Below are 24927 nucleotides of genomic sequence, written 5' to 3'. Positions count from 1 at the left end.
GGATGGAATTCAGTACTGGTGAATTCCATCCGGTCATCAAACTGATGATGGAGCCACCAGGTATTTTGAAAACCAGGCGTGAAGATGGCGAAAGAACGGCTTCGAATGACCTCTGGAGATAACCAACGCCATCCCGTGCGGTGTCTGCGCTGAGTTGGAAATAGTTGACTTTGGCTGGCAGCTATCGGCCAGAAGGGGTCATTCAAAGGATGGTTGTCAGTCTCTAACCATTATTTCTTCACACTTTCTTTGCTTTATGGAGGTGCACCAAATAATTCATATGCGCTCCTTTTTGATGCTGTTGCAGCCACATCTCCACAATTAAAGGCGCCGTTGGTCGTGGTTCATTTGCCAAAATGGTGCATAAAAAATAGTTTGACAGCGCAGTTCGGTTGAACATTAATTATCAGGGCGCTCAACTGGAATGTGAAACACACTCTGCTGCGGTTCGTGTTTAAGGGTTGCTACTTCGTATTGAGCAGTATGAGCGATTGGGCGCTCGACCGGTTGAGGCCGTTTCTACGATTGGCAGCTTGCGACTGTGGTAAGGGGGTTGACCATGTTTTTCGGCGTAAGATGGTATGATCGAGAGTATTTCGAAAAGAATCGAGATATATACAAGAATAAAATGCACGGCCACCTCTTTTCTAAGTTTGGTGTGAGCGCAGAAAGCTTTAAAGTCAATCATTTTGTAGCAGGCTGATTCGTGTGAAGGGGTCGCCATGGCAGGGAGCTATAGCGGCCCCCATACGAAGAAGGAAATTATGAATTGAGTACATTCCGAACGTATCTATACCTGGAGTTATTGCTCTGGATCTACCTCGGATGTTGGAACACAACGCTGCCTCTGATTATTGTACAGCGGGGCAGCCTGTTTGAACTGGCTGTCTACGAAACAGCACTCGCATTCGCAGCGATAATTTCAATGTTGTGCTTTGCGCCACGCGTTGAGTCGATGCGCCGTAGTACTGCTCTCAAGGCAGGTTGTATTGTAATCTTGTTTGCCAGTGCATTGCGGTACTTATTTGCTTCTAACTGGTATTCGCTTGACGCCCTGATTCTCATCGACGTTATCGCCGTAGCAGCATTTGGAGTGGTCCAGCCTCTTTTTGGCATCTATCCTGCTGAAACTGTTGATAAACATCAAACGAGTGCTGCATTTCGCATTCGGCGTATCGTTGTTACCGTGGGTAGGGTTGCGGGGCCTTTGTTAGCGGGCATTGTAATTGCGGTGTATTCATTGGACATCTCGCTACTTTTTTCTTCAATACTGGGACTAGTAGCCGTAGTAATAGCAATGGCTCTACCGATAAGTGAAGCCCCCACAAAGCCGAGATCAACATCACATCGTATTAATGACATATTTCTTGGGCTTAAACTTAAATGCATTCTTCCGCCAGAACAATTTTTGACCTGTTCTGGGCTGCTACTTGGTTTGACCGTCACGGCGATCGTGCCGATGCTGGTTCCAACACTTATACATACTCGCAATCTTGCGGAAGGCAGTGCAGGCCTGTTGAATGCTGTCTTCGCGAGTGGAGCTATTGCAGGCTTGTTAATTTTGAGCCCAATTATTGCTAAAAGACAAAATCAGCGCAAAAAGTATCTTGGATGTTGGTCGTTACTGACTTTTTCACTTTGCGCGACGACGCAAAGCGATGAAGTTTGGCTATTGATTCCTTGGCTATTTTTCGCGGGGGCGGCCAGTGCTTGTATTACCTTGATCGGAATGGATAAAAGAGTTGTGTCTATACCTTCGGGTGCACGCGTAAGATTGATGGCGTCCACGTTGGTTATTAGTCAGTTGGGAAGTTCGGTTTCATTCGTGATAACTGGCGCTATCATGTCTAAATTCGGCACGGCGAGTCTGGTATGGCTGTATCTGGGAGTGTTTGCAGTTATCGTTTTATACTCCATGCGTTCAAAAGAGGTATGGCAATTCCTGGAGAATGATGCTGAGGCGGAGCTGTATTATCAAAATAAACATCCGAAGCTCGCGGCAGTTATGGCTACATGATATAGGCTTCAGGTAAATGGAAGGGTTTATTGTAAAATATCAAGGGATTGTGGTTGCTCGTGTACGTCATACAAACATGACCTTACCGTGATGGACGCTCCATCGAGTAAAGGGCGTATTGCAGGTCTAGGACAGCTCTTGTAGGGGATGGGGGTGTCGAGTAGACGTCGGGCACCTCATATAGGTTGGAAGAGAGGCAGATACTACACAAATGCCAATACGTCCGCTTCTGGCCCAGAGTCTGTAAAAACGCTAGATCTCCTCTCGGTCTTCAAGGCTGACCCTGCTCTCGCGAAACGCGGGGTCGAAGTTATCTGATTTGGAACAGGCGGGAGATCGCGGTTATGGCCTTGTCTCCGTCAGTTTCATAGAGACCTAACAGGCGCGTTTGGTCGCTCAGACGATGAAGCCGAAAATGGTTATAGAACGCTTGGCCTAAGCGCTGATTATCGAATACACCGCGTTCCCAAAGAGTTAAAAACTCTTGATACGCAACGCGCTCAATTTCCAGTCTCGGCATGCTTTCCATATACACATCCATTTATGTCAGCGATGACCGAATCCTACTGACGCCGGACAGATGCGGCAATGCGTGTTTGGGGGCGATTTTTAATCATCCGAGCTGGCTTTGGAGTTTTTATCGGACAACTTCCGGTCAGAAGGCGACACTCGCGATTGACCGCTTTTCCATAGCGGCCCTGCGCGAACGGCGGATAAAGAGGAAGTCTGTCGCTCTCGCTTAGCCCAACCTCACGCCAACGCATCATCCTGATGTGACAGCGGTTGCACCGCCAGGTGTGGCGTTTCGCCGAAGAACTCGATCAGCAGTTCAGTGAGCACACGAATTTTGCGCGCAGGGTGCGGACCCGACGGGCGGATGATGTAGGCACCGGCCGGAGGGGGAGGATGGTTTGTCATGATCGGCACCAATGCGCCGGATGCCACGTGTTCATGGGTGAGGCAATCGGGCAGGTAGGCGACACCCAGGCCTGCGGTCGCGGCGGCGACCAGGGCGATGCCGTTGTCGGCCTTGAAGCGGCCTTGCGGACGAACCGTGATGACTTTGTCGCCATCCATGAATTGCCAGGCTTCGGTGCCCTGCATGAGCGCCTGATGGGCAATCAGTTCATCCGGCGTCTGGGGTTCTCCATGCGCGTTGATGTAGGCGGGGCTCGCGACGAGCTTGGTGTAGACCGGGCCAATCCGTCTGGCGATCAGATTGGAGTCCTGCATATAGCCCACCCGGATGGCGCAATCGTACCCCTCGGCAATGAGGTCAACGAAGCGATCGCTGTAACAGGTCTGGATGTGCAGCTGCGGATGCCGACGCGCCATTTCTGCCAGCATCGGGGCGAAGTGACTCTGGCCGAACGACAGCGGCACGGCCACGCGCAAGCGGCCGCGGAGGGCGCCGGCGGGCAGGATCGTTTCCTTGGCGATGTCGATCTCGGTGCAAACCCTGGCGGCGTAGTCCCGGAACGTCGCACCGGCCTCGGTAAGCGCCGCCCCGCGCGTGGAGCGTGCCAGCAATTGCACACCCAATTCGGTTTCAAGCCGAGCCAGGCGGCGGCTGACGATCGATTTCGACACGCCAAGACGCAGGGCAGCCTGCGAAATGCCCCCGGCATCAGCCACTTCCACGAAGGTCTGCAGTTCTTCGATGTCCACGCTTGCGTTCCTCTTTTCGCGACACAGCACGTCGCGCAATGCTACTACTGCGTCAAACATGGGAACAGCACAATGGATTTTCCGGGCATGGCGTCATTCGCACGTGTCTCGGAATCCATCACCCGCACAGGCTCCGGCCTGATTCACAAACGTGCGTCACCCATGAAAAGGATTTGCCAATGGCAAGCGAGACTCTCCGCAACCCCCATACCGATCAGCTACTGACCCCGGAAAACTCGGTGTTGATCATCATCGATTATCAGCCGGTTCAGGTTTCTTCGATCCGCTCGATGCCGCGTGATGAACTCGTCTTCAACATAACCAGCGTCGCGAAGGCGGCGGTCAACTACAACCTTCCGATCATCCACTCGACAGTCAATGTCGCGACCGGCCGCAACAAGCCGCCGATTCAGGAGCTGCAACAGGTGCTCGGCCATCTGCCGACCTATGACCGCACATCGATCAACAGTTGGGAGGACACGCAATTCAAGCAGGCAGTCAAGGCGCTCGGGCGCAAAAAGCTGATCATGACTGCACTCTGGACCGAAGCGTGCCTGACATTCCCGGTGCTCGACGCGATCCAGGAAGGTTATGACGTTTATGTGCCGGTCGATGCGGTCGGCGGCACATCGCTCGCCGCGCACGAGGCGGCGTTGCGCAGAATGGAACAGGCGGGCGCGAAGCTCATCAGCCGGGTGCAAATGTACTGCGAACTACAGCGCGACTGGGCGCGAGAAGTGACCGTGCCGGGCTTTCTGGGCGTATTCGAGAACTTCGACGGGTTCAACGCTGAAAAAGCGCTGGAAGAGGCGAACAAGAAGGCCTGATTAGCGGGCAGGGGATGAAGGTGTCGCTCGCGAAAGCGGGCGCCACCTTTATTTTCTTACTGCTGCAAACGACTGCTTTTGTGCAGACCCTGCCGCCGATTCAGTACCTTGGATGCGTCATGACCCTGTCAGATATCAACATGTGGATACTGGACAGTCGTGTCGCTAACTCATGTCTCAGGAAGAGGCTTCACCAAAACCAATACGGCAAAAACTTCGGCGTGGGTTCGATCATGAGTTCCAGGTGGTAGGTGATCGGGTTGAAGAAAAACATATCCAGTATCAGAAATGCCGCTACGCCAAACGACAGCGTCATGAACTCGCGATAGGGATGCTCGGCGAAGTACTGGTGTTTGCCATGGTAGAAGCTCAGCAGCGCAGACAATCCCAAGACTACGCCCAGGTAGTTGGGCAGTAACGGAACATCGGCGAAGTTGTTGTAGACCAGCACCGCCACCAGCATCCCCAACCCAAGCAGAGGCAACTTCAGGCAGAAATTCATCAGGCTGTTTTTGGCGCGGACCAAGGCGGCTTCCTTGCTGACGAAAAGGTAGGCGGCCAGCAGCGAAATGGCCGGGGTGATTGCGAGGATGTAGCGCGCTTTCTTCGAGCTGGGAATAGTGAACAGCACCAGCAGCACCAACAGCCACCCGGTCAGATACAGCAGCAGGTCGATGTCTTTATCGCGGGTCGAGCGGAAGAACAGTTTGTACTTCTTGAGAATTACATTAATGGCGTAAAACACCGTGATGCCGTAGGTCAACAAGCCTGCGGAGAAGTAGAAGTAATAGCGTGGCGCGTGGTCGGAACCGAAGCGTCCGATGCCCTGCATGTTCAGCACTTCCTCAAGGAACGCTTGCCCGCCTTGCAAGTAGGCCGCCCATGCCAGCAGCGCAACGCCAAGAGTCAGAATCACGCCCGAGAGCAATGAATACAGCAGCAACATGCGCCACTGCCGACTCAGCAAGTAATAAGCGCCAATGACACTCGCGGGCCCGATCAAGCCAATTGGCCCACGAAAGGCGAAACCCAGCGCCAGGCCGAGGTACAGAAACACCAGGCGCTGTGGGGCCTTTTTCATTTCGGCCGAATAGGCAAAGTAGAAGCACATCACCGTTAACAGCGCCGGATAGATATCCAGTGCCAGTGAGTTGACGCCGTCAAGAAAAGCCCAGGTGAGCAGGCTGAAAAGAACGCCATACGCGCCCCATTTCTTGCTGTGCAACGCGCCCAGCCGATAAATGAATACCAGCATCAGCGAAGCGGCCACGCAGGACGGAAGACCCATGGAAAGAATGGACACCCGGCCGAACGGCAAGGAAACCAGATAGACCAACAGGGTATTGAGAACCGTATAGTCGGGATAAGGCTTGATGTCGTCGGCAATCGGGAACAGTGTGATGCCGTGCAGCAACATGTACTCGGCAAAGTCGACAAAACGTGTTGTGTAGTTGAGGACAGCGGGTTTGTACTGCAACGCCATGAACACGGCCAGCGTCATGAAAAAAATGCTCAGGCATGGATTTCTTGTAATCAGTCCTTTCAACAACACTGCCCGCCAAGTGCGCTCTACAACAAGCGGGGCCTCATATCGATCCATCGGTAACCCTTTAGTGAAGATGTTCTTTTTTACCGCAGTCCTGAAAGCCCGGTAAGCCGTAAGTGAAGTTGTGTATTTCGGAAAATTGAATTTGAGCCTAGCCCACGGCATGGACTATTCAAGCATGACGTGCCTAAACACTCCCTGAACAAGACTAATCAAAGTCGACAAAAAACATTATTAACGAGGCGCGTCGAGCCGGGCTTTCTACATATTTCGTGCTCGGCAATATTGGCGGTAGGTAGAAAAGGTTTGATGTGAGTTGATCCCTGTTTAATCTTGAAAGTAACAGCGGACTCCATCTGTGCCAGTCAGTAGGCAATGGGGTCGAAGCTCACTTTTTGATTGTTCGGGAACATAACTATTCCACCCAGACTACCGCGTCCAGGGTGAAAGCACTTTTGCGCCTGGCAAATTAGCTAGTCCATGGCTCCGCTGCGCAAGCGCCCGGCATCTCGGGCAGGAGGCAGGCCAAACATTCGCGCGTAGTCACGGCTGAATTGGGACGGACTCTCGTAGCCCACGCGGTAACCGGCACTCGCCGCATCCAGTGCTTCGGCCACCATCAGGCGCCGGGCTTCCTGCAGCCGAAGCAGACAGCGAAATTCGATCGGACTCATCGACGTCACCGCTTTGAAATGAGCATGAAAGGTGGAGCGGCTCATGCCTGCGATGTCGGCAATATCGTCAATGCGCAACGGTTCCTGATAATGGGCACGAAGCCAAGTAATCGCTTTGGCGATCTGGCCGAGGCGGCTGTCGGCCTTGGCCATTTGCCACAGCATGCCATTGCCACGGAGGGTGAGCAGGCGATAGAGCACCTCACGTACCACCAGCGGAGCCAGTTCGGCTGCGTCTTGCGGCGTGTCCAGTAAGCCAGCCAGCCTGGTCACCGCGTCGAGTAGCTCCGGCGTGCTGCCATTGAGTTCGATGCCGGTCGACACCACGGCCTTCTCGTGGCTGGTCGGAGGATTGCGCAAGGCCAGTTCGCTTAGCACCGTCATGTCCAGATCGAGCACCAGGCATAAATAGGGTTCTGCCTCGCTGGCTTCGATAACCGAACCCATCACCGGAATATCCACCGAGGCCACCAAGTAGTTGGCCGCGTCGTAAACGTAGGTCGTGCTGCCCACCAACACTTGCTTGCGGCCTTGCACGATGTAGCAGAGCGTCGGCTCATAAACCACGGGCATGGGCACTGTCGGGGTATCAGAACGCACCAGAGTAACGCCTGCCAGTGGTGTCAGGTGAAAACCATTTGACGGTGCATGACGGCTGATGAGGTCGATCAGCTTGTGCCGCGGATTCATGGCGTTTCCCAAAACGTTCTACTACGGAACGCAAAATGGTTCGGAGGATGATGCAAGGATGCTGGACGATACTGATACGTGCAAGTCGCGATCTCCACGCAAAATCTCCCTACAGAAAAACCTGTGTTTCGTAAGGAGTTCCTATGTCTACTCGTTCAGCACTCGATCACTACCGTCTGCTCGGCCGCTCCGGCATTCGTGTTTCCCCGCTCGCATTGGGCACGATGACCTTCGGATCTGACTGGGGGTGGGGGACGGACGCCGCCGGCGCCCGGCAAATTTTCGACGCCTATGTCGAGGCGGGTGGAAACTTTATCGACACCGCGGTCAATTACACGAACGGGGCTTCCGAGCGCATTCTTGGCCAATTGATGAAGGGCCGGCGCGAGCGCCTGGTTATTTCAACCAAGTACACCATGGCCCGTAATCCCGGTGATCCCAACTCAGGCGGCAATCAGCGCCTGAACCTGATGCGTTCGGTGGAAACCAGCCTTCGTCAACTGGACACTGATCGCATTGACCTGTTGTACCTGCATGCATGGGACTTCACCACGGGTGCGGAAGAAGTGATGCGCGGCCTGGATGACCTCGTGCGCAGCGGCAAGGTGGTGTATCTGGGCATCTGTAACACGCCCGCGTGGAAGGTGGCGCAAATGCAAACGCTTGCCGAGCTGCGCGGTTGGTCGCCCCTCGTGGCACTGCAAATCGAATACAGCCTGGTGGAGCGCACGGTGGAGCACGAGCTGCTGCCAATGGCGCGAGAAATGGGGCTGGGCGTAATGCCGTGGTCTCCGCTGGGCGGCGGTGTTCTGACCGGCAAATACGGGCGTGACGACCTGAGCAACAGTAACGAAGCCGGCATAGCGGCAAATCGCAAGGGCGTGATCAGTTCATCGGGCCACTTGACCGAGCGTTCGTTGCAAATCGCCAGTGTGGTGGTTGATATCGCTGGGGAGATCGGCGCGAAGCCGTCCCAGGTAGCGCTTGCGTGGACATTGCAAAACCCGGCCGTGGTGGCGCCCATTATCGGCGCGCGAACATTGGCGCAAGCCGAGGACAACTTGAAAGCACTGAGCATCGAGCTGGATCAATCGCATATCGCCCGCCTGGATCAGGCAAGCGCGCCGGAGCTGATTTTTCCAGGCCGGTTTGTGGCCAAGCCGATGGTTCAGCAATTGGTATTTGGCGGCATCAAGCTGCAGGGGCGAGCGGGCTAAGTGCCGCAAGCAGGAACACTATCGATAGCAGGAGCAGATACCATGGCCAGAATCCGTTTCGCCAATCTCACCTACAAGCTTGTGTTCTGTGCTTTGCTTGCCTGTTTTGCGACTTGCGCCTCGGCCAATCTCGAGCAAGGACAGGGGGCGGTGGTCGCAAGCAACAAGGCCTTTGTTGCCGCGGCGTTCGACCGTTGGGCGGCTGGTGGGGCTGACTTCTTCAACGATGTTGTGGCCCCCAACGTCGTGTGGACCATTGAGGGATCAGGACCTCACTCCGGCACTTACCGTGGCCGCAACGACTTGATGGAGCGAGCCGTTCGCCCCCTGACCGTCCGCCTCAAGACGCCCATCCGGCCAGTGTCAAGGCAGCTTTGGGCCGATGGTGATTACGTCATCATCCACTGGAAAGGCGAAGCCGTCGCTCACGACGCAAAGCCCTATACCAACAGCTACGTCTGGATCTTCCGCATGGAGCAAGGGCGTGCGACAGAGGTGACGGCGTTCCTCGATCTGTCTGCTTATGGCGATGTGTTACGTCGAATTCCCCCGTCAGAGTAAAGCCAGGCGCCATGGTGAGCAGGTCGTTAATCTGTTCGACTGTGCGGGGCTCTGGTCGACATCATCGAGGAAGGATTTGAGAAGTTTTCCAGCGCGTTCAAGCGCTGGATCGAGTCGAAATTGTTTCAGCGCCAAGGTGGGCCATCTGAGACTTTACGGGCTCCGACTGCCGCTTGAGGCATGGCAAATCTCAGCTTGTGGCAAACGGCTGCCGCTCCTTGAACCACGTCAGCGCCTGTTGTTTGAACGCCTCGGCCGGCGGTGTCAGTGGATAACGCTGGTCGTGGGCGAGCACGATGCGTTGTACCGGCAATGGCTCGCGAATGGGGCGGCAGACCAGTGGCTGGCCGTCGTAACTGTGATCGCCGAAGGGCCGGGTATAGGTCAACGCCACGCCAAATCCGTTGGCCACCAGACTGCGCTGAAACTCGAAACTGTGGGTGTGCTGGACGCTGGCCGGGGCATAGCCATGGAAGTTGAACAAGTCCAGCACGTGCTGCCAGCTGTGGATCTGATCCGTCACCACCAGAGGGCATTCGCTTAGTGCTTGCAGGCAGACCTCGGCCGCACTGGCCAGCGGATGATCGGCCGGCAGCAGGGCGTGTGCGCGCAGCTGACAGAGCTCGACGCATGTGGTGTTGGCCGGCAAGCCCAGATCGTAGGTCAACGCCAACTCCAGCGTGCCCTCGGCCAGACGCTTGCCGAGATACTCGAACTCGCCTTCGCGCATGTCCACCGTGACCTGCGGGTGTTCCTGCTGCAAGCGTCGCAGGATCTGGGGCAGGCAGTACGGCGCCAGATCCGCGTAGCAGCCGAGCACCAGTTCTCCGGAAAAATCCGTGCTGTCAGCACCGATGTCGGCGAATGCCCGAGCCTCGCTCAACACGCGCTTGGCCTGAGTCATCAGCGTGCGCCCGAACGGCGTCAGCGAGACCCCGAGGCCTCGTTGACGAACGAACAACGGCTGGCCGAAAAGCTGTTCCAGTTCGGTAATCGCGGTGGAGATCGAGGGCTGTGAAACATGCAGTTCCTCGGCCGCCAGTGTCAGGTTGCCGTGCTTGGCCGCAGCGAGTGCGTAACGCAGTTGTCGCAGGCTGAACTTCATAAGATTTTCTTCGGTGACAGATCAAGACATATTATTTTCTCTTGGCTGAGTGTCATGGAATATTTGCCCTGCGCCTACTTTTATTTCTTGCGTGAGGGAGTTTCAGGTCATGACAGCCAGCGCTTACACCGTTAATGAAAAAGACATCGAAGCCTTCCAGCGCGATGGTGCGGTTTGCCTGCGCGGAGTGTTCTCCGGGTGGATCGACACGATTGCCGCCGGCATCGAGCGCAACCTCGCTGAACCGGGCGTGTATGCGAGCCGCTACGTTGAAAAAGATGACCAGCCGGGCGGATTTTTCGACGACTACTGCAACTGGCAACGGATCCCGGAATTTCGCCACATGGTCGAACAGTCCCCGGCCGCATCGGTCGCCGCTGCGATCATGCGTTCAAACTCGGCACAGTTCTTCCATGATCATGTGCTGGTCAAGGAGCCAGGCGCGCAGAAAGCCACGCCTTGGCATCAGGACATTCCCTATTACTTCGTTGAAGGCAGCCAGAGCGTGAGTTTCTGGATTCCGGTCGACCCGGTTCGCGAGTCGACGTTGCGCCTGCTGGCCGGGTCGCATCGTTGGGAGAAAGGCATCAAACCGGTGCACTGGGCTGATCAGAGTGACTTCTACCGCGATGCCGATGGCTATCGTGAAGCGCCGGATCCGGATTCGGAGGAGGGCATGCAAGTGCTGGAGTGGGAGATGCAGCCGGGCGATGCGGTGCTGTTCGATTTTCGCACCGTGCATGGCGCCCGAGGCAACGCGTCGGCGCAGCGTCGCCGGGTGCTATCGCTGCGCTGGCTCGGCGATGACATGCGCTACTTCGAGCGGCCGGGGCGGACTTCGCCGCCGTATCCGGGGCATGCGATGCAAACCGGTCAACGACTGCGCGAAGACTGGTTTCCGACGATTCATCGGCAAGCCTGAGTTGTGAATTGCTGACAGGTGCCCGTCACGTCGTGATGAGCACCTGTACCGCCGTAATCCTGTTCACTGTGTTGGAGCGTGCGATTGTGAAAAGAACAAACAGCCTGTTGGCCCCCCTGTTTTCCATCGGCCTGTTGGCCGTCAGTGCGTCGAGCCAGGCCGCCGGTTGGTGCGAGTCGGGCAAACCGGTGAAGTTCGCCGGGCTCAATTGGGAAAGTGGCATGTTGCTCACCGAGGTGCTGCAGATCGTGCTCAAGGATGGTTACGGCTGTGCCGTCGACACGCTGCCCGGCAACTCCATCACCATGGAAAGCGCCTTGGGCAGCAACGATATCCAAGTGTTGGCGGAAGAGTGGGTCGGGCGCAGCGAGGTCTGGAACAAGGCCGCCAGCAGCGGCAAGGTCGTGGGTGTCGGTGCGCCGATCATTGGCGCCACCGAAGGCTGGTATGTGCCGCGGTATCTGGTCGAGGGCGATGCCAAACGCAACCTCAAGCCCAAAGCGCCGAACCTGAAAAACATCGCCGATCTGCCGCAGTACGCCGCGCTATTCAAGGATCCGGAAGAACCGGGCAAGGGCCGTTTCTACAACTGCCCGGCCGGTTGGACCTGCGAACTGGAAAACAGCGAGATGCTCAAGAGCTACGGCCTGCAAGCCAGCTACACCAACTTCCGCCCCGGCACCGGCCCGGCCCTCGATGCGGCGGTGCTGTCGAGCTACAAGCGCGGCGAGCCGATCCTGTTCTACTACTGGTCGCCAACCCCGCTGATGGGTCAGGTTGATCTGATCAAACTGGGCGAGAAACCCGGCGTCGATAAACAGATCAGCATCAAGGTCGGCCTGTCCAGCGTGTTCCATGCGCAGGCACCCGAACTGGTCGGGGTACTGGAAAAGGTCAATCTGCCCATCGATCTACTGAACCAGAACCTGGCCCGCATGACCAACGAGCACATCGACTCGCCGAAACTGGCGAAGATATTCTTCAAGGAACATCCGGAAATCTGGCACACCTGGGTCAGCGATGCAGCGGCGAAAAAGATCGACGCGACGCTTTAGTTCGAATCCGGGCGGGGACGCCCGCTTGGCTAAATGACGCGACCTTTCTTCGACGGCGAATGATCGGCCGGCCCGGTTCTGGCGGTTTGCAACAACCGGGCGAACGCCGTTTTGTCTACTGGTCGACTCATGAAATAACCCTGCACCTCATTGCATTGATCCTTGCCGAGAATCTCCAGTTGCTCCTCGGTTTCCACGCCTTCGGCGGTGACGGTCAGGCCCATGGCTTTGCCCAGGCCGATGATCGCCTGAACCACGGCGCGATCGTTGGCGCCGTTGCTGATCGAGGCGATAAAGCGCTTGTCGATCTTGATCCCGTCGAACGGGTAGGCGCGCAGGTAGCCGAGGGACGAATAGCCGGTGCCGAAGTCGTCCATGTTCAGGCGCACCCCGAGTTGCTTCAGCGCATTCATCGTGGCCAGCGCACCGTCGGTGTCGACGAGCATCACGTTTTCGGTGATTTCCAGTTCCAGACGACTGGCCGGGAAACGGGTCTGGATCAGCGCTTCGCGAACGTCTTCGACGACATCGCTGAGGGCAAACTGTGCCGGGGACAGATTGACCGAGAGCAGAATGTCTGACGGCCAGCTCAGTGCGGTTTCACAGGCTTCACGCAATACCCAGCGCCCCAGCGCCACGATCAGGTCGGTCTGTTCCGCCAGGCCGATGAACACGTCCGGCCCCAGCAGGCCCTTGGTCGGATGCTGCCAGCGTACCAATGCCTCGACCGAGACGATGTGCTTGCCGTCGACGGTGTAGCGCGGCTGGTAATGCAGGATGAATTCGTCGTTTTTCAGCGCACCGCGCAGATCGCTTTCCATTTGCCGGCGGGTCTGGATCTGGTCGTTCATGTGCGCTTCGAAATAGCACCAGGTGTTCTTGCCCTCGGACTTGGCCTGATACAGCGCGATGTCGGCGCAACGGATCAACTCGCTGGGCACGAAGCCCTGGCGGCGGCTCAGAGCGATACCGATGCTGGCCCCGACGTGCAGCGGATGGTGCTCGAAGACCATCGGTTGATGCAGGCTCTCGACCAGCCGGGTACAAAAGCGGTCGACCTCTTGCCGAGTGTCCATACCATTGAGCACCACGACGAATTCGTCACCGCCCAGGCGGGCGACGATGTCGAGCTCACGGGTGCATTCGCGCAGGCGACTGGCGACTTCCTGCAACACCGCATCACCGGCCGGATGGCCGAGCGAGTCGTTGATCGGCTTGAAGTTGTCCAGATCGATCACCAGCAACGACAGTGGCGGGGCATGCTCTTTGAGCAGCAGCGCGTCATCCAGATAACGCGACAACTGATTGCGATTGGGCAGGCCGGTCAAGGCGTCGTGCATCGACAGGTGCTGGATCTGCGCATGGGCAGCGACTTCGTCGGTGATGTCACTGGCGGTGCCGCGATAGCCGACCACGCTTTGCTTCTCGATGATCGGCCGCGCTGATAGCCGGCAGTGGCGTTGCTGCCCGGCGTGATCGCGGTAGGTGCAGCGCAGGTCGCTGGCATTGCTGTCTTCGGTGAGTTTTTTCAGCCACAGCTCCAGCGGCGTGGTATCGCAGGACACCAGTTGCCCGATGCCTTGCCCCAGCCACTCGGTTTGCGGGTAACCGGTCACCTCGCTGAAGCGCGCCGAGAGATAGGTCAGGCGCAGCTGATTGTCGACTTCCCAGATCCAGTCCGATGCGGCTTCGGCCACGGCGCGAAAGCGTTCTTCACTGGCTTCCAGCGCGTGGTTGGCCGCTTCCAGTGCCTGGTTTGAGGCCTGCAGCGTGCTGAAGCTATGGTCGACGTAAGTGGACGAGCGCAAGGCGTAGCGCAGGAAATACGCAGTCAACAGCATCAGCACCACCAGCACCGCGCCGAGTGATGGTAGCAATGACCACAACAATTGCTGGCCGGGGCGTTCCAGATCCGCCGTCAGGCTGTAACCGGTGCTGTCCAGCGGCACGCGCGGTTGCGTCTTGGCGAGTTGATCATCCTGGGTCAGCATCAGGTTGTTCAGGCCATAGGCCGTGCCGAGTGCCTGCAGTTTGCTGGGCGTGAGCTTGTCGACGAACACCAGTACCGAGGTTTGTTTGGGATCGCCCACTGGACGCTCATCGTTAGGCAGGATAGCCGCCGCCGTGACCAGTGCCGGCCAGTCGTCGAACAGCGAATAGGTGCTGATGGGCACGGTCAGATCAGCCTGGCTCTGCACCTGATCCACCAGCGCGGCGGCGGTGACCTTGAGCCAACGCGAGAGGTCGCCGTTTTCTTGCTCGCCTTGCACCACAGCGTATTTGGTGCGTTGCCGATCCAGCACGAACACGCCGTCATAACCGTCAGTGGTGAACAGCGTCTTGCCGATGTTCTGCTGGGTATAGGCCCAGTCGCTGTCGACTTGGGCGTGTAGGTGTTCGTAGGCCGTGGTCCAGTCGGCGTAGCTGGTGATATAGCTTTTCGACGCGCTGATGCGATTTTCCAACGCACGGGCGGTATAGAACCGCGTCTCCTCGACATCCTCGCGATCCAGTCGAGTAGCGATGCTGAGCAAGGTGCCGATAGTGGCAATCACCCCGACGATAAACAGCGCACCGACCGCAAACGCCAGCCGACGGGTGATTGCGCTTTGCTGAGGCGGAACAGGCGCAGCGGGAGCGAAGACATCCATATGTTCGTCCTTGATTCTCTGTCTGAATCATCTGGAACAGCGGCCTGCGTGCAATGTTCAATGTGTTTGCCGGGCTTGCACCGAGGCGGATTTCTCAAGCGTAGTGAATGCGCGAGGATTTTGCCTTTGAGGCCACGCTATTGCGCTCTGAGCAACTGCCCCAACGCCTGCAGCTCAGCTTTCTCCGCATCCGACACCAGCACGAAACGCATATAACTGGCCTGCCACGACACCACATTGAAGCCGCGCAAGCTTTGGCTTTGCACGGCTTTATCAGCCTCGCTCGTAGGCAGGATGAACACGTTGATGATGTGTTTGCCATGCCCATAGCTCAGGGCAGCGGTGGTCTGGTGTTGCAGGTAATCCAGGCGCCCGCCGAGCAAGGGAAAGCCCTGCGCCGAGTAGTCGGAAACCGGGGGCGAGAAGTCGAGTTTGCCGGTGAACCACGGTTTTACGGTGTGGCGGTCGGAGGACACCACGTCGTTGAGGTGTTCGCCCATCAACGAGCGCACATGGCTGGACACGGCCTCGTCGATCAAGGGTTGCTCGCTGCCCGGAGTGGCGACATACAGCACCATCGCCAGGGCCAGCGCTGCGGCGGAAAAGCCCGGAGCCAGCCATTTTTGCCAGCGCCGGATGAACCCCGGCGCAGGTGTGTTGGCGGCGAACACGCTGGTCGCCAATGAGGCGGGGGCGCGGTAGTAGGGTGCATGGCGTCTCACGCTGAGCTTGAGCAACTTCGCTTGATCATGCAGCCGCGCGCACTCGGCGCAGGCGCTCATGTGCGCTGCCACCTGCGTAGCTGTCGCCGGATCAAGTTCCTGATCCAGATAGCCGTGCAGCTGTGTCTGGCAAACCGTGCAGTCGAGTTCATTCATGATCGTGCAACTTCAGTAGTTCGAGCTTGAGCAGGGCCCGCGCCCGGGCCAGCCTGGACATGACGGTGCCGATGGGAATATCGACCACCAGAGCGATGTCCTTGTAGGGCAGGTCTTCGAGTTCCTTGAGCACAATCACCTCGCGAAACGCCGGCGGCAGGGCGCACAGCGCTTGCTGCAGCAGCGCGGCGTTTTCCGTGTGAATGGCCAGCAATTCTGGGGTCTGGCTATGGCTCAGGGGGCCGTCGTCAGTCGCCATGTCGTCATCGATGGCGACCCAATGGCGTCCGGCCGAGGCCTTGAGCCAGGTGTAGCTTTCGTTGCGCACAATGGTCAGAAACCACGCCTTGGCGTTGCCGTCGGCGAAACGCTGCAAAAACCGGAAGGCGCGCAGCGCGCTTTCCTGCACCACATCGCGCGCAGCGCTGTCGTTGCCGGTGAGCCAGCGCGCAAGGTTGTAGGCCGCGTCCAGATGGGGCGCAATCAGTTCCTCAAATCGCTTCATGGTCGGTTCCGCACCGTCACACCCCTATAACCGTGCTGCGGCAGGTTTTATTCGCGCCAAAAGATTTATTTTTACCGTGGAATAAAGCCTCGCGCGGCCAGGTTTACCTCGTGTCAGCTACCTCACTGTAGTTCGCCCGCGAGGACATACCGATGGACATTCAAGCAAAACATCCGCTGCGTACCGACGGCCCGCTCAACCCGGACCGGCGCACCCTGCTCAAATGCTCGGCGTGGGCCGGGGCAGGAGTCCTCTGGGCCTTGAGCGGCGGGATTCCCAAAGCCTTTGCGCTGGACGAGGCGGGTGACGTCAGCGATCCCAAAGCGCTGGCCAGCAGCTTTCACTTCGTACAGATCAGCGACTCGCACATCGGCTTCAACAAGGAAGCCAATCCGGAGCCGGTGAAGACCTTGCAAGTGGCGATCGACAAGGTCATCGCACTGCCCAAACGGCCGTCACTGATCCTGCACACCGGTGACATCACCCACCTGTCCAAACCTGAGGAATTCGACACCGCCGCACAGCTGCTCAAAGGCCTGCCATCCACCGTGCATTACGTGCCCGGCGAACACGACACCCTCGACGAGGGCGGCGGCAAGCTTTATCTGGAGCGCTACGGCAAGGGCACCAAAGGCAACGGCTGGTACAGCTTCGATGATCACGGCGTGCACTTCATTGGGCTGATCAACGTCTTCAACTTCCAGGCCGGTCACGAAGCCACTCTCGGCGCCGATCAACTGGCCTGGCTGGCGGATGACTTGCGTGCGGTCAGCAGCAGCACGCCCATCGTCGTGTTCACGCACATCCCGCTCTGGACCATTTATCAGCCGTGGGGCTGGGGCACCGAGGATGGCGATCAGGCGATTGCGATGCTGCGCAAGTACGGTTCAGTGACGGTGCTCAACGGGCATATCCATCAGGTGATCCAGAAAGTCGAAGGCAATATCACCTTTCACACCGCCCGTGGCACCGCGTATCCGCAGCCGGCACCGGGTGCCGCACCGTCGCCGGGGCCGATGACGGTGGCAGCCGATCAATTGCGCAATTACCTGGGGATCACCGACGTGCGCGCGACTCAGGGTGATCACCCGCTGGCACTGATTGATTCGACGCTGGTGTGACGGAGGGCGAACCGATGAAAACGCGACTGTTGGCGCTGATGGGCCTGTTGCTGGCGATGCCGCTGTGGGCCGCGGAAGTGAAGATCGACATCAAGGAATTCATGTTCGCCCCCAAGGATCTGACCGTGGCCGTCGGCACCAAGGTGACGTGGGTCAATGACGATCAGATTCCGCACACGGTGGCGGAAACCCACAAGGTATTTCGCTCAGGGGCGCTGGATACCAATGACAGCTTTTCCTGGGTGTTCGATACGCCGGGGGAGTTTGAATATTTTTGCGTGTTGCATCCGCAAATGATCGGCAAGGTGGTGGTGACGCAGTGATACATACCGCAAGGGTGCGGTTGAGGCGAGTGTTACTCAGCTACCAATTTGCACCTTTGCGGGGATCGCCATGGGCCATCGGGTAGCACTACTCAAGTTTCGCGCTGCAGGATCTGATCGCTGTTGTTTTGTTAAATCATTCAAATCAAGCGCTTGGCACGGTGCGGAGAAATCTGGCATGCATCGTGCTCTTTTGTATCTGTGGATAATTGGATACAAAAAGACAAAAGGTGCTGCCATGCAATTCGCTCCCGCCTACGATCAGCGTCAACCGATGACCGCCGAGGAAGAGGCCTACAACTTTCTGTTGGAAGGCATCTGCGGTGGTCGTTATCGCAAGGGCGACCGGTTGATCGCCGAGGACATTGCCAGTGAAATCGGCATGAGCCGCATGCCGGTGCGCGAAGCTTTTCGCCGCCTCGATGCGCAGGGCCTGGTGACGCTGAGGCCCAATCGTGGCGCCGTGGTCAGCGGTCTGGATGTCGAGCAAATGCACGAAGTGTTCGAGATGCGCAGCGCTCTGGAGGGGCTGGCGATTCGCATCGCTGTGCCCAAGATCAACGAGCGTCAGTTGACCGCGCTGGAGCGGCTGCTCGATGAAATGGACGACTACCGCGAGGAGAGTGCAGCGTGGGTCAGCCGCCATCGCAAGTTCCATGAATACCTGTGCAGCCTCAGCGATCGCCCACGGCTGCTCAAGCAGATCGGCGCCCTCTACTCATTGATCGAAGCCCCCATGCGCCTTTGGCTGCAGCACATCGAAAAGCCCCTGAGTGCGCGCCAGGAACACCAGATGATCCTCGATGCGATTCGTGCCGGCGACGCCAACAAGGCCGAAGCTGTGGTGCGAGAGCACATCGAAGGCACGGTCCCCGAGCTGATCAAATTTTTGCAATCGGAAAAATAACCACAGAGCGGAACACGAGTCCGCCGATGTTTTGACTTTGAGTACTGCCCCGTTACTAACCGAACTGGAGTGTCTGGTCATGCATACGTCTCGCCTGTTACTGGCTGCAATATCCCTCGGGCTCTGTACTCAGTGGGCGCTTGCCGCACCCACGGTGCCGGAGCGTCTGCTCAAGGTCGACAAGCTGACCTATTGCTCGGGCATGGATTCGCCGCCACTGGTGTCCTTCGATGAAGCGCAAAAGCCCAAAGGGCTGACCGTCGATCTGGGCCTGGAAATCGCCAAGCGTCTGGGCGACAAGAAGGTCGATTGGCGGGTGATTCCATTCTCCGGATTGCTCCCGGCCCTGCTCGCCAAACAGTGCGACATGATCGTCGATCAGTTGTTCGACAAGCCTGAGCGCCGCGAGGTAATCGACATCGTCAATTACATGTATTCCAGTCAGGCGGTGGTGGTGCCCAAGGGCAATCCGAAGGCGCTGAAAACCCTTGCGGATCTCAGCGGGCACAAGATCGCGGTGCTCAACGGTTCGACCATCAAGACCCTGCTCGACACCGAGAATGAAAGCCTGAGCAAGACCGGCAAGCCGCCGATGAAACTGGTGGTCTACAACACCGATACCGATGCCTTCCAGGCCCTGCGCATCAATCAGGTCGACGCTTACGGCACCACCGTAGAAACCGCCGGCTATTACGCGGCGATGGCGCCGGACCTGTTCGAGGAAGGCGTGCCAGCCTTCAGCCGGATCCTCACCGGTCTGGGCATTCGCAAGGATGATGCGCAACTGAGCGCCGCCGTGCAGCAAATCATCACCGACATGCGCAGCGATGGCAGCTACAACCAGCTCTTGAACAAGTGGCACGTCTCCAGCGACACACTCGATTGAGGTAAGCGTTGATGAACTTCAATTGGGATGTGTTCTGGCAGTACCTGTTGCAGCCCAGCGGCGTGTACCTCACCGGCCTCTGGCTGACGTGCCTGATCAGTTTGCTGGCGATGTTGCTGGGCTGTGTGCTGGGGCTGGCCGCCGCGCTGCTGCGCTTGTCGAAGAACCCTTTACTGCATCTGCCGGTGCGTTTTTATGTGTGGCTGATGCGCGGCACACCGTTGCTGGTGCAGATCGTTTTCCTCTACACCGCGCTGGCGGCGGGCGGGATTTTTCGCTTCGAAGACATTGAGCTGTTCGGGCTGGTGATCCCCGGCAACATTCAGGCGGCGATCATTGCTCTGGGCCTCAACGAAGGTGCGTACATGGCCGAGATCATCCGCGCCGGGATCGGCGCCGTGGACAAGGGCCAGTACGAGGCCGGCCGTTCACTGGGCATGACCTTCGCCAAACTGATGCGTCGCATCGTGCTGCCGCAAGCGTTCCGGGTGATCGTGCCGCCGCTGGGCAACGAGTTCAACGTGATGCTGAAAAACACCACGCTGGTCAGCGTGATCGGCGTGCAAGAGCTGTTGCTCAGCACGCAGATGGTCACCTCGGCGACCTTTCGGGTGTTCGAGTTGTACTTGGTGGTGGCGATCTATTTCCTGTTGCTCACCACGCTGTGGGGCTTCTTTCAGCGCTGGCTGGAGAACCGTTTCGGCCAGTCCGACCGACCTTCTGCGCCACCGCCGGCCTCCAGCCGGATGTTCGGTCGCAGCACTTTGAAACTGCTGAGGGGACGTTAATCATGGCGCAGCAAAGTGACGAGCTGATCATCGAGGCGCTAAACATTCACAAGGCCTTCGGTGACCTGCAGATTCTCAAGGGCATCTCGCTGCAAGTGCGACGCGGTGAAGTGGTGGTGCTGATCGGCGCCTCGGGCTCGGGCAAAACCACGTTTATTCGCTGCATCAATCTGCTTGAAGACATTCAGGGCGGAGAGATCCGGGTCAACGGCAAGCCCATGGGTTATCGCACCCGGGCGGACGGCAGTCTGGTGCGCGACTCGGAACGCAACATCGCTCGCCAGCGCCGTGACATCGGCATGGTGTTCCAGCGCTTCAACCTGTTCCCGCACATGACCGCGCTGGAAAACATCATCGAAGCACCGATTCAGGTGTTGGGTGTGCCACGCCAGGCTGCGCTGGAGCAGGCGCACGCGTTGCTCAAACGAGTCGGTCTGGCGGACAAGGACGGGCATTACCCCTCGATGCTTTCCGGCGGCCAGCAGCAACGGGTGGCAATCGCGCGAGCACTGGCGATGAAGCCCCAGGCGATGCTGTTCGACGAACCCACCAGTGCCCTCGACCCGGAAACTGTCGGCGAGGTTCTGCAGGTGATGAAGGAGCTGGCCGAGGAGGGCATGACCATGGTCGTGGTCACCCATGAAATGGGTTTTGCCCGCGAAGTGGCTGACCGGGTGGTGGTGCTCGATCAGGGCGAACTGATCGAACAAGGCCCGCCGGAGCAGATTTTCAGCCGGCCCACCCATCCCCGTACCCAGGCCTTTCTCAGCCGCGTGCTGTGAACTTCACAAGGATTTCGACGATGCGTTTATCGAGCTTGTACGCGGAGCCGCAGCCCCGACATGTTGCAGATCTTCGAGAAGACTGCCGGAAAACATCCAGCGCCTGATCACCCGCGAATGGAACCGGATCAAGTCCGGCCAATGAATTGCTGATTTGAAGAGCCTCTGCCATGTTGAAATTTTCTGCTCACGAATATCCCTATCCGTCGCAACGCCAAAGCGTGTTTGCCCGTCGTGGCATGGTCGCGGCGTCTCAGCCACTCGCCGCGCAGGCCGGCATCGAGATGCTGCAGAAGGGTGGAAATGCAATCGACGCGGCCATCGCCACGGCGGCGGCACTGACCGTGGTCGAGCCTACGGGCTGCGGCCTGGGCGGTGATGCGTTTGCGCTGGTCTGGTTCAAGGATCAGTTGCATGGCCTCAATGCCAACGGCCATGCCCCGGCGTCGCTAAGTATCGAAGCGGTCAAGGCGACCGGCCTTGAACAGATGCCGCTGTATGGCTGGACGCCAGTGACGGTGCCCGGTTGCCCATCGGCCTGGGCCGAGCTGTCGCAACGCTTTGGCGTGTTGCCGTTCGCCGATTTACTGCAACCGGCGATCAGTCTGGCCAGAGACGGTTTTCCGCTGTCGCCGGTGGTTGCCCATCAATGGCAGATCGCGCTGGATGAGTTCAGTCCCCATCGCGATGAGGTGCTGCAGGCCTGGTTCGATACGTTTTTGATTGACGGTCGCGCGCCCAAGGCCGGAGAGATTTTCCGTAACCCGGCGCAGGCGCGAACCCTTGAGGAGTTGGCCAGCACTCGTTGCGAGAGTTTGTATCGCGGCGCACTGGCGCAACGCCTGGATGCGCATTCACGAGCTACCGGCGGCTATCTGCGCGCCACGGATCTGGAGCATTACCGCGCGCAATGGGTCGAGCCGATTCACGTCAATTACCGGGGCGTGGATGTCTGGGAAATCCCACCGAGCGGGCAAGGTCTGGTGGCGCTGATGGCGCTGAAGATTCTTGAAGGCTTCAACTTCGATCACCGTGACAGCCAGCAGACCTGGCACCGGCAACTGGAGGCGATGAAGCTGGCCTACAGCGATGGCCTGCACTACATCACCGATCCGCTGCACATGCGCGTGGCCGTCGCCGATCTGTTGAGCGACGAGTACAGCGCCCGCCGCCGCGCTCAGATCGGCGAACAGGCCCAGCCGCCGAAGCCGGGCGATCCCCACGCCAGCGGCACGGTGTACCTGGCCACGGCGGACGGGCAGGGCAATATGGTGTCGTTCATTCAGAGCAATTACCACGGTTTCGGCTCAGGCGCGGTGCTGCCGGACAGCGGCATCGCCCTGCAGAACCGTGGCCAGGAATTCAGCCTGGATGCCGAGCATGCCAACGCGTTGGCGCCGGGGAAAAAGACCTTTCACACGATCATTCCCGGTTTCCTCACCAAAGACGGTCAGGCGTTGGGCCCGTTCGGTGTGATGGGCGGCTACATGCAGCCGCAGGGGCATGTGCAGATGGTGATGAACCTGGTGGATTTCGGCTTGAACCCGCAGTCGGCACTGGACGCGCCGCGTTGGCAGTGGCTGGGTGGGATGAAGGTGGGCATCGAGCAGGGTGCTTCAAGGGATCTGGCCAACGCGTTGGCGCGTCGCGGGCATGAGGTGCAGATCGCCAGTGACCTGACGGATTACGGACGCGGACAAATCATTCTGCGTGATCCAGTGACGGGCGTACTGTGTGGCGGGACTGAGCCGCGGGCGGATTCGCATATCGCAGTCTGGTAGGGACGGCAGGCACTCGTCAGGTCGGGAGCACACACTTTTTCACAAAGACCTCCCGGGATCCAATCGGTGGCAGAATCTCCCTGACTTGAACGTTCAGGAGAACATCATGCTTCGTGTGTTTGAACGAAGACTCGACCCTTTCCCGCCTGACGAGGTGCCACCGCCACCCAACGGTCTGGCTAAATTTCTCTGGGCCTGCACGCGGGGGGCTCGCGGCTACATTCTGGCATTGGCGTTGCTCAGCGCTGCTGTGTCGATCTATGAAGCCTGGCTGTTTTCCTTCCTCGGCCAGGTCGTCGATCTGCTCTCGACGTGGCAGGCCGGCGGCGAAGCGGCGGTGCAGGAGAGCCTTGTGTTGTGGGGCATGGGCATTGTCATGGTGCTCAGTGTCGGGCTGGTGGCGTTGCGCACCATGGTCCAGCACCAGATTCTGGCGATTAACCTGCCGCTGCGCCTGCGCTGGGATTTCCATCGGCTGATGCTGCGGCAGAGCCTTTCGTTTTTCTCCGACGAGTTCTCCGGCCGGGTCACGACCAAGGTGATGCAGACGGCGCTCGCTGTACGCGACGTGCTGTTCACCATGATCGAGATCTTGCCGGGGATTGGCGTGTACTTCATCGCGATCATTGCCCTGGCCGGCGGCTTTGCGCTGAAGCTGATGCTGCCGTTCCTTGCTTGGGTCGTGCTGTTCGGTCTGGCCATGTGGTACTTCGTGCCGCGCCTGGGCAAGGTCGGCCAGGAGCAGGCCAATGCGCGGTCGATGATGACCGGGCGTATCGCCGACGCGTACACCAACATCACCACCGTGAAGCTGTTTTCCCACTCCAACCGCGAAGCGCACTTTGCGCGGGCGGCGATGGAAGATTTCAAGCAGACCGGTTTTCGCCAGATGCGTCTGGTCAGTCTGTTCGAGATCGTCAATCAGGCCTTGGTGGTGGCATTGATCATGTCCGCCGGCGGCTATGCGCTGTGGCTGTGGCACCAGGGCGACGTCGGCGCCGGTGCGGTGGCGGCGATTACCGCCATGGCGTTGCGGATCAATGGCATGTCGAACTGGATCATGTGGCAAATGACCTCGCTGTTCGAAAGCATCGGCACCGTTCAGGACGGCATGGCGACGCTGACCCAAGGCACCAAAGTGCAAGACGCGCCGGATGCCGGCGTGCTGGTCACTTCTGGCGGCGCGGTGACGTTCGACAAGGTCAAGTTCAACTACGGTGGCGAGCGTCAGGTGCTCGATGGCCTGAGCCTGAGCATTCGGCCGGGTGAGAAAATCGGTCTGGTAGGGCGCTCCGGTGCGGGCAAATCGACGCTGATCAATTTGCTGCTGCGCTTCTATGACGTCGACAGCGGCGAGATTCGTATCGATGGCCAGAACATTGCGCACGTGACCCAGGACAGCCTGCGCAGCGCGATTGGTATGGTCACCCAGGACACTTCGCTGCTGCACCGCTCGATTCGCGACAACATCGCCTACGGCCGGCCCGATGCTACAGACGCACAGATCCGCCGCGCCGCTGCCAATGCGCAGGCTGACGAGTTCATCAGCCAACTCAGCGACCGTCAGGGCCATACCGGCTACGACACTCTGGTAGGTGAACGCGGGATCAAGCTGTCGGGCGGCCAGCGGCAACGGGTGGCGATCGCCCGGGTGATGCTGAAGAACGCGCCGATCCTGCTGCTGGACGAAGCCACCAGCGCGCTGGACTCGGAAGTCGAAGTGGCGATTCAGGAAAGCCTCGATGACATGATGCAGGGCAAGACCGTGATCGCGATCGCGCATCGACTGTCGACGATCGCGGCGATGGATCGGCTGATTGTCATGGATGACGGGCGCATCATCGAGCAGGGCACCCATTCGGAGTTGCTGGAGAAGAACGGCGTGTATGCGCGGCTGTGGGCGCATCAGAGCGGCGGGTTTCTTGGAGAAGACAAAGGCGTGGTGGAGGCCTTGGATCAGGCGTAAACGGGCAGGGCACATGGCCGGGGCATCTTGGGTGTTCCCGGCCGATTTGCCTCGGTT

The 24927-nt window shown here is 58.4% G+C and carries 22 protein-coding genes; 14 read left to right on the top strand and 8 right to left on the bottom strand.

Features of this window, described 5'->3' with window-relative positions:
- Positions 1-955 precede the first annotated feature (955 nt).
- Positions 956-2017, top strand: coding sequence for an MFS transporter (locus ACOYXI_RS05410; protein WP_461674485.1), 1062 nt, complete (start codon positions 956-958; stop codon positions 2015-2017).
- A gap of 310 nt (positions 2018-2327) precedes the next feature.
- On the opposite strand, the gene ACOYXI_RS05405 is transcribed toward ACOYXI_RS05410, so the two are convergent.
- Both ACOYXI_RS05405 and ACOYXI_RS05400 read right to left on the bottom strand, forming a co-directional pair.
- Positions 2328-2546 (bottom strand): hypothetical protein, encoded by a 219-nt coding sequence (locus tag ACOYXI_RS05405; RefSeq protein WP_098964050.1) that lies wholly within the window; start codon positions 2544-2546, stop codon positions 2328-2330.
- A 221-nt stretch (positions 2547-2767) separates the two neighbouring features.
- Positions 2768-3685, bottom strand: a complete 918-nt coding sequence (locus tag ACOYXI_RS05400) for a LysR family transcriptional regulator (RefSeq protein WP_098964048.1) — start codon at positions 3683-3685, stop codon at positions 2768-2770.
- A gap of 179 nt (positions 3686-3864) precedes the next feature.
- Here ACOYXI_RS05400 and ACOYXI_RS05395 point away from each other — a divergent pair, with 179 nt between their 5' ends.
- The gene (locus ACOYXI_RS05395) at positions 3865-4512 is read left to right on the top strand and encodes a hydrolase (protein WP_098964047.1); all 648 of its coding nucleotides are present in this window, start codon (positions 3865-3867) and stop codon (positions 4510-4512) included.
- 190 nt (positions 4513-4702) lie between these two features.
- Here ACOYXI_RS05395 and ACOYXI_RS05390 read toward each other — a convergent pair whose 3' ends face one another.
- Together ACOYXI_RS05390 and ACOYXI_RS05385 are read right to left on the bottom strand one after the other, a co-directional pair.
- Complete coding sequence (locus tag ACOYXI_RS05390) at positions 4703-6013, bottom strand: ArnT family glycosyltransferase (RefSeq protein ID WP_461675547.1); 1311 nt, start codon at positions 6011-6013, stop codon at positions 4703-4705.
- Positions 6014-6531: 518 nt separating this feature from the next.
- Complete coding sequence (locus ACOYXI_RS05385; RefSeq protein WP_134786419.1) at positions 6532-7422, bottom strand: AraC family transcriptional regulator; 891 nt, start codon at positions 7420-7422, stop codon at positions 6532-6534.
- 143 nt (positions 7423-7565) lie between these two features.
- Between ACOYXI_RS05385 and ACOYXI_RS05380 the strand changes: the two genes are divergently transcribed.
- On the top strand, positions 7566-8639 hold the full coding sequence (locus ACOYXI_RS05380) for an aldo/keto reductase (RefSeq protein WP_134786418.1): 1074 nt from the start codon (positions 7566-7568) through the stop codon (positions 8637-8639).
- 42 nt (positions 8640-8681) lie between these two features.
- Positions 8682-9200, top strand: coding sequence for a nuclear transport factor 2 family protein (locus tag ACOYXI_RS05375; protein WP_134786417.1), 519 nt, complete (start codon positions 8682-8684; stop codon positions 9198-9200).
- A 190-nt stretch (positions 9201-9390) separates the two neighbouring features.
- Here the strand turns inward: ACOYXI_RS05375 and ACOYXI_RS05370 are convergent, their stop codons facing one another.
- The gene (locus ACOYXI_RS05370; protein ID WP_134786416.1) at positions 9391-10305 is read right to left on the bottom strand and encodes a LysR family transcriptional regulator; all 915 of its coding nucleotides are present in this window, start codon (positions 10303-10305) and stop codon (positions 9391-9393) included.
- 109 nt (positions 10306-10414) lie between these two features.
- Between ACOYXI_RS05370 and ACOYXI_RS05365 the strand changes: the two genes are divergently transcribed.
- A complete protein-coding gene (locus tag ACOYXI_RS05365; RefSeq protein ID WP_134786415.1) occupies positions 10415-11227 on the top strand; it encodes a phytanoyl-CoA dioxygenase family protein in 813 nt (270 codons plus the stop codon).
- 86 nt (positions 11228-11313) lie between these two features.
- Positions 11314-12282, top strand: coding sequence for an ABC transporter substrate-binding protein (locus tag ACOYXI_RS05360; RefSeq protein WP_086791533.1), 969 nt, complete (start codon positions 11314-11316; stop codon positions 12280-12282).
- 29 nt (positions 12283-12311) lie between these two features.
- Here the strand turns inward: ACOYXI_RS05360 and ACOYXI_RS05355 are convergent, their stop codons facing one another.
- The 3 genes from ACOYXI_RS05355 to ACOYXI_RS05345 all read right to left on the bottom strand — a co-directional run bounded on the left by ACOYXI_RS05355 (position 12312) and on the right by ACOYXI_RS05345 (position 16316).
- Entirely contained in the window at positions 12312-14933 is a 2622-nt protein-coding gene (locus tag ACOYXI_RS05355; RefSeq protein ID WP_461674484.1) for a bifunctional diguanylate cyclase/phosphodiesterase, read from the bottom strand.
- Positions 14934-15070: 137 nt separating this feature from the next.
- Positions 15071-15811 (bottom strand): anti-sigma factor family protein, encoded by a 741-nt coding sequence (locus ACOYXI_RS05350; RefSeq protein WP_461674483.1) that lies wholly within the window; start codon positions 15809-15811, stop codon positions 15071-15073.
- A complete protein-coding gene (locus tag ACOYXI_RS05345) occupies positions 15804-16316 on the bottom strand; it encodes a sigma-70 family RNA polymerase sigma factor (protein ID WP_247841822.1) in 513 nt (170 codons plus the stop codon). The genes ACOYXI_RS05350 and ACOYXI_RS05345 overlap by 8 nt, the downstream gene beginning before the upstream one ends.
- 152 nt (positions 16317-16468) lie before the next feature.
- Here ACOYXI_RS05345 and ACOYXI_RS05340 point away from each other — a divergent pair, with 152 nt between their 5' ends.
- The 8 genes from ACOYXI_RS05340 (at position 16469) to ACOYXI_RS05305 (ending at position 24870) form a co-directional block, all read left to right on the top strand.
- Entirely contained in the window at positions 16469-17437 is a 969-nt protein-coding gene (locus ACOYXI_RS05340; RefSeq protein ID WP_134786411.1) for a metallophosphoesterase family protein, read from the top strand.
- A 14-nt stretch (positions 17438-17451) separates the two neighbouring features.
- The gene (locus tag ACOYXI_RS05335) at positions 17452-17760 is read left to right on the top strand and encodes a plastocyanin/azurin family copper-binding protein (protein ID WP_098964039.1); all 309 of its coding nucleotides are present in this window, start codon (positions 17452-17454) and stop codon (positions 17758-17760) included.
- A 238-nt stretch (positions 17761-17998) separates the two neighbouring features.
- Positions 17999-18667, top strand: a complete 669-nt coding sequence (locus ACOYXI_RS05330; protein WP_461674482.1) for a GntR family transcriptional regulator — start codon at positions 17999-18001, stop codon at positions 18665-18667.
- Positions 18668-18746: 79 nt separating this feature from the next.
- Entirely contained in the window at positions 18747-19553 is an 807-nt protein-coding gene (locus tag ACOYXI_RS05325) for an ABC transporter substrate-binding protein (protein WP_461674481.1), read from the top strand.
- An 11-nt stretch (positions 19554-19564) separates the two neighbouring features.
- Entirely contained in the window at positions 19565-20341 is a 777-nt protein-coding gene (locus tag ACOYXI_RS05320; protein WP_139053970.1) for an amino acid ABC transporter permease, read from the top strand.
- Between the two features lie 2 nt (positions 20342-20343).
- The gene (locus ACOYXI_RS05315; protein ID WP_461674480.1) at positions 20344-21123 is read left to right on the top strand and encodes an amino acid ABC transporter ATP-binding protein; all 780 of its coding nucleotides are present in this window, start codon (positions 20344-20346) and stop codon (positions 21121-21123) included.
- 170 nt (positions 21124-21293) lie between these two features.
- The gene (locus ACOYXI_RS05310) at positions 21294-22904 is read left to right on the top strand and encodes a gamma-glutamyltransferase family protein (protein ID WP_461674479.1); all 1611 of its coding nucleotides are present in this window, start codon (positions 21294-21296) and stop codon (positions 22902-22904) included.
- Positions 22905-23010: 106 nt separating this feature from the next.
- Positions 23011-24870 (top strand): ABC transporter ATP-binding protein, encoded by a 1860-nt coding sequence (locus tag ACOYXI_RS05305; protein ID WP_461674478.1) that lies wholly within the window; start codon positions 23011-23013, stop codon positions 24868-24870.
- The last annotated feature ends 57 nt before the right edge of the window (positions 24871-24927 follow it).

Source organism: Pseudomonas sp. G3-19, from assembly GCF_054855875.1.
The sequence above is the reverse complement of the archived record's forward strand: the minus strand, read 5'-3'. Positions and strand labels throughout refer to the sequence as shown.

Coding starts and splice junctions, on each gene's coding strand:
- ACOYXI_RS05410 (WP_461674485.1), top strand. CDS start 956: ATGCGCCGTAGTACTGCTCTCAAGGCAGGTTGTATTGTAATCTTGTTT.
- ACOYXI_RS05405 (WP_098964050.1), bottom strand. CDS start 2,546: ATGGAAAGCATGCCGAGACTGGAAATTGAGCGCGTTGCGTATCAAGAG.
- ACOYXI_RS05395 (WP_098964047.1), top strand. CDS start 3,865: ATGGCAAGCGAGACTCTCCGCAACCCCCATACCGATCAGCTACTGACC.
- ACOYXI_RS05390 (WP_461675547.1), bottom strand. CDS start 6,013: ATGACGCTGGCCGTGTTCATGGCGTTGCAGTACAAACCCGCTGTCCTC.
- ACOYXI_RS05385 (WP_134786419.1), bottom strand. CDS start 7,422: ATGAATCCGCGGCACAAGCTGATCGACCTCATCAGCCGTCATGCACCG.
- ACOYXI_RS05380 (WP_134786418.1), top strand. CDS start 7,566: ATGTCTACTCGTTCAGCACTCGATCACTACCGTCTGCTCGGCCGCTCC.
- ACOYXI_RS05375 (WP_134786417.1), top strand. CDS start 8,682: ATGGCCAGAATCCGTTTCGCCAATCTCACCTACAAGCTTGTGTTCTGT.
- ACOYXI_RS05370 (WP_134786416.1), bottom strand. CDS start 10,305: ATGAAGTTCAGCCTGCGACAACTGCGTTACGCACTCGCTGCGGCCAAG.
- ACOYXI_RS05365 (WP_134786415.1), top strand. CDS start 10,415: ATGACAGCCAGCGCTTACACCGTTAATGAAAAAGACATCGAAGCCTTC.
- ACOYXI_RS05355 (WP_461674484.1), bottom strand. CDS start 14,933: ATGGATGTCTTCGCTCCCGCTGCGCCTGTTCCGCCTCAGCAAAGCGCA.
- ACOYXI_RS05350 (WP_461674483.1), bottom strand. CDS start 15,811: ATGAATGAACTCGACTGCACGGTTTGCCAGACACAGCTGCACGGCTAT.
- ACOYXI_RS05345 (WP_247841822.1), bottom strand. CDS start 16,316: ATGAAGCGATTTGAGGAACTGATTGCGCCCCATCTGGACGCGGCCTAC.
- ACOYXI_RS05340 (WP_134786411.1), top strand. CDS start 16,469: ATGGACATTCAAGCAAAACATCCGCTGCGTACCGACGGCCCGCTCAAC.
- ACOYXI_RS05335 (WP_098964039.1), top strand. CDS start 17,452: ATGAAAACGCGACTGTTGGCGCTGATGGGCCTGTTGCTGGCGATGCCG.
- ACOYXI_RS05330 (WP_461674482.1), top strand. CDS start 17,999: ATGCAATTCGCTCCCGCCTACGATCAGCGTCAACCGATGACCGCCGAG.
- ACOYXI_RS05325 (WP_461674481.1), top strand. CDS start 18,747: ATGCATACGTCTCGCCTGTTACTGGCTGCAATATCCCTCGGGCTCTGT.
- ACOYXI_RS05320 (WP_139053970.1), top strand. CDS start 19,565: ATGAACTTCAATTGGGATGTGTTCTGGCAGTACCTGTTGCAGCCCAGC.
- ACOYXI_RS05315 (WP_461674480.1), top strand. CDS start 20,344: ATGGCGCAGCAAAGTGACGAGCTGATCATCGAGGCGCTAAACATTCAC.
- ACOYXI_RS05310 (WP_461674479.1), top strand. CDS start 21,294: ATGTTGAAATTTTCTGCTCACGAATATCCCTATCCGTCGCAACGCCAA.
- ACOYXI_RS05305 (WP_461674478.1), top strand. CDS start 23,011: ATGCTTCGTGTGTTTGAACGAAGACTCGACCCTTTCCCGCCTGACGAG.